Here is a 713-nt window from a genome sequence, read left to right on the forward strand (position 1 = left end):
GCGTGCATACAAGCCACTTGGGCGTTGTATGGTTAAGCCTCTCGGGCAATTAGTACAGGTTAGCTTAACGTGTCGCCACGCTTCCACACCCTGCCTATCAACGTTGTGGTCTCCAACGACCCTTTAGCAGACTTATAGTCTGAGGGATAACTCATCTTGTGGCCGGCTTCCCGCTTAGATGCTTTCAGCGGTTATCCGTTCCGAACATAGCTACCGGGCAGTGCCATTGGCATGACAACCCGAACACCAGCGGTTCGTTCACTCCGGTCCTCTCGTACTAGGAGCAACTCCACTCAATTATCCAACGCCCACGGCAGATAGGGACCGAACTGTCTCACGACGTTCTAAACCCAGCTCGCGTACCACTTTAAATGGCGAACAGCCATACCCTTGGGACCGACTTCAGCCCCAGGATGTGATGAGCCGACATCGAGGTGCCAAACACCGCCGTCGATATGAACTCTTGGGCGGTATCAGCCTGTTATCCCCGGAGTACCTTTTATCCGTTGAGCGATGGCCCTTCCATACAGAACCACCGGATCACTATGACCTACTTTCGTACCTGCTCGACGTGTCTGTCTCGCAGTTAAGCTGGCTTCTACCATTACACTAACCGTACGATGTCCGACCGTACTTAGCCAACCTTCGTGCTCCTCCGTTACTCTTTAGGAGGAGACCGCCCCAGTCAAACTACCCACCAGACACTGTCCGAA

General features: G+C 53.6%; 1 rRNA gene. It reads right to left on the reverse strand.

Annotation, left to right across the window (positions count from 1 at the left end):
• Window positions 1–28: 28 nt before the first annotated feature.
• Window positions 29–713 (reverse strand): 23S ribosomal RNA (locus tag QWY20_RS18490); the annotation flags it as partial.

This window comes from Alkalimonas cellulosilytica (genome assembly GCF_036325985.1).
Lineage (GTDB): Bacteria > Pseudomonadota > Gammaproteobacteria > Enterobacterales > Alteromonadaceae > Alkalimonas > Alkalimonas cellulosilytica.